The 6027-nt window shown below is 56.8% G+C and carries 1 protein-coding gene and 3 pseudogenes; all 4 read right to left on the reverse strand.

The window, feature by feature from the left end:
* Positions 1 to 41: 41 nt before the first annotated feature.
* Positions 42 to 290 (reverse strand): annotated as a pseudogene (locus tag BBW68_RS15340) (DDE-type integrase/transposase/recombinase); the annotation flags it as partial.
* 103 nt (positions 291 to 393) lie between these two features.
* On the reverse strand, positions 394 to 4293 hold the full coding sequence (gene hrpA, locus BBW68_RS01065) for an ATP-dependent RNA helicase HrpA (protein ID WP_070133641.1): 3900 nt from the start codon (positions 4291 to 4293) through the stop codon (positions 394 to 396).
* Positions 4294 to 4425: 132 nt separating this feature from the next.
* Positions 4426 to 5009, reverse strand: a pseudogene (locus tag BBW68_RS20425) (intermembrane phospholipid transport protein YdbH family protein); the annotation flags it as partial.
* A pseudogene (locus BBW68_RS01070) lies at positions 4960 to 6027 on the reverse strand (DDE-type integrase/transposase/recombinase); the annotation flags it as partial. The pseudogenes BBW68_RS20425 and BBW68_RS01070, both read right to left, overlap by 50 nt.

A 6027-nucleotide genomic window follows, 5' to 3' on the forward strand; every position in this document is an offset into this window, starting at 1 on the left:
TACAGTCTAATGCTGTGGCCAGTATTAGTTGACCACTACACTTTATCTGTGTTGATCAACCGTGGAATTTGCAGGCGCTTCGTATTATTCAGAAGTTTACCCATAAAGCGATAGGCGGCTTTGGTGTGACGACGTGAAGACAGGTAAAAGTTAATGGTGCAGCCCCTGCTGTCGACGGCGCGGTACAGATAAGCCCAGCGTCCGTTGACCTTCACGTAGGTTTCATCGAGATGCCATGAGCCAAAACCGAAAGGTTAACGCCAGTACCAGCGGACGGCCCACAGGATAATATGACGCTCAAAATGTCAACCTTTAAATGGGTTCATGTGCTGCTCCTTCAACTAAACAGTGGCATCAGTTTACCATCGCCAGATCTTTACAACAGTGCCACTGTCAGACAGTAATCTGTTCCATCGCCTGTAAAATACGCTTTTCGGAGATTGGGTAAGGCGTCCCCAGCTGCTGCGCAAAGAAACTGACGCGCAGCTCCTCAATCACCCAGCGGATATCCTGTACTTTCTCATCATCCCTTCGCTCAAGCGGCAGCTTGTTGAACCACGTATTCCACGCTTGCTTCACCGTTTCAATCTTCATCATGCGCGCACGGTCGCTGTGCGGATCGACCACCAGTTTCTCCATGCGTAGCTCAATGGCGTGTAGATAGCGCAGGGTATCGCCGATGCGTTTCCAGCCGTTGCCGGTGACAAATCCGCGATACACCAAGCCCCCCATCTGCGCTTTGATATCCGACAGCGACAGCGCCATCGTCATGTCGACGCGCCCTTTCAGCCGCTTATTGATGTTGAATACCGAGGTGAGGATCTGTTCGACCTTTTTCGCAATCCCGACCACCGTGTCGTTCAGCTCGGCCCGCACTTTGTCATGCAGCTGCATGTAGCCCTGCTCCTGCCAGCTTGGGCCACCGTGTTCAGCGATCAGCTTATCAACACCGCAAGCGATGCAGTCGTCGATCAGATCCAGAACTTTGCCATAAGGGTTGAAATACAGCCCCAGCTTGGCCTTGTTTGGCAGCTTTTCGTGCAGATACTTAATCGGCGACGGGATATTCAGCAGCAGCAGGCGGCGCTGGCCGCGCCACATCGCCTTTTGCTGCTCGTGCTGCGAGTCAAACAGGCGAATCGCCACGCTCTCTTTTTCATCCACTAGCGCAGGCCAAGCTTTCACGCTGTAGCTACCGCGCTTCTGCTCGAGGTAATCCGGCAGATCGCCAAAGTTCCAGATATGCAGTCCGCTCTGTTCCAGACCATCATCAGCCACTTTCGACAGGGTTTCTTGAACTTTGCCTTTTAGCTGCAGTTTTAACGCCGTTAGATCTTTACCTTCCACCAGCGTGCGGTTGTTTTCGTCAACGATGCGGAAGGTCATTTTCAGATGATCGGGTATCTGATCCCACTGCCAGGCTTCGCGTTCCAGCGTCACGCCCGACATGCGGTGGAATACGCGCTCCAGCGACTCAAGCAGCGACAGCTCCAGCGGCGTTGCGCGGCAGAGGAATGCGTCGGCGTAATTCGGCGCGGGAACAAAGTTACGGCGTAACAGCTTAGGCAGTGATTTGATCAGCGCAATCACCAGCTCGCGGCGGATGCCGGGAATCTGCCACTCAAAGCCTCTCTCTTCCACCTGGTTGAGCAGCGGCAGCGGCACGTGCACCGTCACGCCATCGGCATCCGCCCCTGGCTCAAACTGGTAGCTCAAGCGCAGTTTCAGATTGCCCTGATGCCAGAAGTTTGGATAGTCAAGCTTGCTGACATTTTCCGCACCCTGCTTGATCAGCATCTCTTTGGCAAAGTTCAAGCGGTCCGGCTCTTCACGACTGACGGTTTTCCACCAGCTGTCGAAGTGGCGCGCGGAGACCACGTCGTGGTCAATACGCTGGTCGTAGAACGCGAACAGCGTTTCATCATCCACGAGGATGTCGCGGCGGCGCGACTTGTGCTCCAGCTCTTCGACTTCGGCGCGCAGCTTAAGGTTGGCCTTAAAGAAGGCGTGGCGCGTCTGCCAGTCGCCCTCCACCAGGGCATGACGGATAAACAGCTCGCGCGACAGCGCCGGGTCAATCGTGCCGTAATTCACCTTACGGGCAGCGACGATCGGCAGGCCGTACAGCGTTACTTTCTCGCTGGCCATCACCGCGCCCTGACCTTTCTCCCAGTACGGCTCGCTGTAACTGCGCTTCAGCAGGTGCTGCGCCACCGGTTCGATCCACTCCGGCTCAATACGCGCTGCAATGCGCCCCCACAAGCGGCTAGTTTCCACCAGTTCGGCGACCATGGTCCACTTCGGCGGCTTTTTGAATAGCCCGGACCTAGGGAAGATAGCAAAACGGGCGTTGCGGGCTCCGGTAAACTCCTGTTTATCCGCATCCTTCTGACCGATATGCGACAGTAGTCCGGTGAGTAAAGCAGTGTGAATTTCACGCATTTCGGCCGGTGCGCTGTTCACCGGCAGCCCGAGTTTGCGCACCACCTGGCGCAGCTGGGTATAGATATCCTGCCACTCGCGCACGCACAGGTAGTTCAGGTATTCAGTTTTGCACTGGCGGCGGAACTGGCTGGATGACAGCGCTTTTTGCTGCTCCTGCAGGTAGTTCCACATGTTTACAAAGGCGATGAAATCAGACTCTTTATCGGCAAAGCGCTGGTGTTTCTCATCGGATGCCTGTTTCTTCTCCGCCGGGCGCTCACGCGGATCTTGGATCGACAGCGCGGCGGTAATAATCATCACCTCGCGCCCGCAGCCATATTTCTCTGCCTCCAGCACCATTTTCGCCAAGCGTGGGTCGACCGGCAGCTGCGCCAGTGAACGCCCCGATGGGGTAAGCTGATAGCGCTGATTGTCGGCGAGGGTGATGGCACCCAGCTCCTCCAGCAGACGTACCCCATCCTGGATGTTGCGCTGGTCCGGTGCCTGCACAAACGGGAACGCGGCGATATCGCCGAGGCCGAGCGCCGTCATTTGCAGGATCACCGATGCCAGGTTGGTGCGCAGGATCTCAGGGTCGGTAAACGCCGGGCGGCTGAGGAAATCCTCTTCCGCGTATAAACGGATGCAGATACCCTCCGATACGCGTCCGCAGCGCCCTTTACGCTGGTTGGCGGCGGCCTGAGAAATCGGCTCGATCAGCAGGCGCTGTACCTTGGTACGGAAGCTGTAACGGCTGATGCGTGCCGTCCCCGGATCGATGACGTATTTGATGCCCGGTACCGTCAGCGAGGTTTCCGCCACGTTGGTCGCCAGCACGATGCGCCGCCCGGCATGAGACTGAAACACGCGGTTCTGCTCGGCGTTAGACAGGCGCGCATACAGCGGCAGCACTTCCGTATGCGGCAGATCGCGCTTCTTCAAGGCATCGGCGGTATCACGAATTTCACGTTCACCGCTCATAAAGATCAGGATATCACCACGGCTCTCACGTCCCAGCTCATCCACCGCGTCAAAAATGGCCTGCAGCTGGTCGCGGTCGGTATCATCGGCATCTTCCACTACCGGGCGATAGCGGACTTCCACCGGATAGGTGCGGCCGCCGACTTCAATCACCGTTGCGTTATGGAAATGGCGTGAGAAACGCTGCGGATCGATGGTCGCCGAGGTGATGATCACCTTCAGGTCCGGGCGCTTTGGCAGCAGCTCGCGCAGATAGCCCAGCAGGAAGTCGATGTTCAGGTTGCGCTCGTGCGCTTCATCGATAATGATGGTGTCGTACTGCATCAGCAGCCGGTCCTGCTGGATCTCCGCCAGCAGAATACCGTCGGTCATCAGTTTGACTTGGGTGGTTTCACCGACCTGATCGTTAAAGCGCACCTTGTAGCCGATGCAGCCGCCGAGCGAGGTTCCCAGCTCCGCCGCAATACGGTCAGCGACGGTGCGTGCTGCTAGGCGGCGTGGCTGCGTGTGGCCAATCAACCCGCGAATGCCGCGCCCCAACTCCATGCAGATTTTCGGCAGCTGAGTGGTTTTACCCGAACCGGTTTCCCCGGCGACGATCACCACCTGGTGATCGCAGATAGCATCGGCAATATCCTGCTTCTTCTGGCTAACCGGCAGATTTTCCGGATAGCGGAGGGTTGGCGGCACAGCACAGCGGGCGGTCATCCGCTGCTCTGCTTGGGCGATTTCAGCACTCAGCTCATCGGTCAGCGCATGGAGCGCTGCCGGATTTTTAATTTTTTTCGCGCCCTGCAGGCGGCGCTGAAGGCGCTGGCGGTCGCGCAGCATTAGCAAATCAAGCCGTGAATAGAGCGGCGCTAGGGCAGATTGTGGTGATTCAGACATGGTAAGAGCTCATTTTGTCGCGCCTGATCAAGGCAACATGGATTTATAAGGGATTAAAATTTGCGTATTCTAGCACAGACAGCGACTTAGTGATTTATCTGCCATGACGTTTTGCATGGCAAACTAGTTTTAAATCTCTTTGATGCTCAGCGAAACCGGGTTGTGGGTGCCGAAGTACCAGCGGTGGTCGCGCAGGTAGAACGGCAGCGAGAAATCGATGCCGTTAAATGCGTTATCCGGCAGCAGCGCACTGCCATCCTTCACCAAGAATCGCTGGCGGCGGAAACGCCACCTGAGCCTTGAGCATACCATCCTGAATCACCACCAGCTTGAGGTCCGGGCTAAGCAGCGCCTAGAAGACGCGCAGCGCCTGCTGTGGCCACCACATCTGCCCACGCAGGCGCTCGCCGTCCTAATGGCCGCGCACCTGCACCGGACCAATCGGCTGTGCCTGCAGGCTGCCGCTGTAGAGGAACCACGCCGGGTCACGCCCTTTCACCGTTAGCATCAAAAGCGAAGGCGGCAGATAGCCCCCGGCGGTGAAGCGCGTGTCCTGCGCGGCGCGTTGAGTTTCAGCTCGCCGCCTTATTGAGCGTCAGGCGCGGGGCATCTACCGTGACGCTGCCATAGGTGAAATAGTCAAATCCGGTTGACAGCGACTGCAGCTCAATCAGCGTGTCCTGCCAGCGTCCGTTGCCATTCATATCCCACTTCGCCCTTTCTCGGAGAGAATGTTGATGGATATATATCACTATCTGAATAAAACATTTTATGATTCATGCTCATGTGATCTTGACCCGTCATCTCCAGACAGCTTTTGTATCTTAAGTTAACGATGCCCGCTGCTGCCGGTATCCCCTCGGAGAGTGATACCCCAGCGCGCTGTGCGGGTGGTGTTGTACAGAGGGCTCTAGGTTCAGCTCTCTGGCAAACTTCCTCGTTTCATGCGCGGTATACGCTGAAACATTATCCGTCAGCCACTGCACCGGTGTGTCCGGCAACCTGTCGCCGAAGCGCTTTTCCACCGACCTCAGCATCACATCCTGCACCGTCGAATTGTCGTAGCCTCCGGTGCTTGCCGCCCAGTCTATGGCCTCTCTGTCACAGCAGTCCAGCGCGAACGTTACCCACAGTTTTTCACCGTTGTCGTTGTCGTTGTCGTAGTCGAACTCGAATCCGTCTGAACACCAGCGCATATCGCTTTCTGCTACCCCGATTTTCCCCTCATGCTCACGCTTCGGCCGCTCCAGTTTGTTTGGCAGTAACAACAGGTGATGCTCGCTCATTATCCTGTAAAGCCGTTTGACATTTACCGGCAGCAGTCCTTCTGCCCGACGTTGCTTACGCAGAATGCCCCACATCCGTCGATAGCCGTAGCTGGGCATATCACTGATGATGTCGAGGATGTCCGACAGTATTTCAGCGTCTGCTTCGTTATTACGCCGGTTACAGCGGCTGTCCTGCCAGTCGACTGAACGCTTAACCCGCAGGGATAGCTGCGCACGCGACACGCTCATGGCACGGCTGACCAGTGCTATTCCCCGTCCTTTGGCAACAAGGGCGCGTGCGCTATCCATTTTCGCGACTGGCCGTACTCCACGGCTTCTTTCAGGATATTAACTTCCATCGTCTTCTTGCCCAGAAGGCGCTGAAGCTCCCGAACCTGCTTCAGCGCTGCTGTGAGTTCAGAGGCTGGCACAACTTCTTCTCCGGCAGCAATGGCGGTGAGGCTGC

Source organism: Candidatus Erwinia dacicola (assembly GCF_001756855.1).
Lineage (GTDB): Bacteria > Pseudomonadota > Gammaproteobacteria > Enterobacterales > Enterobacteriaceae > Erwinia > Erwinia dacicola.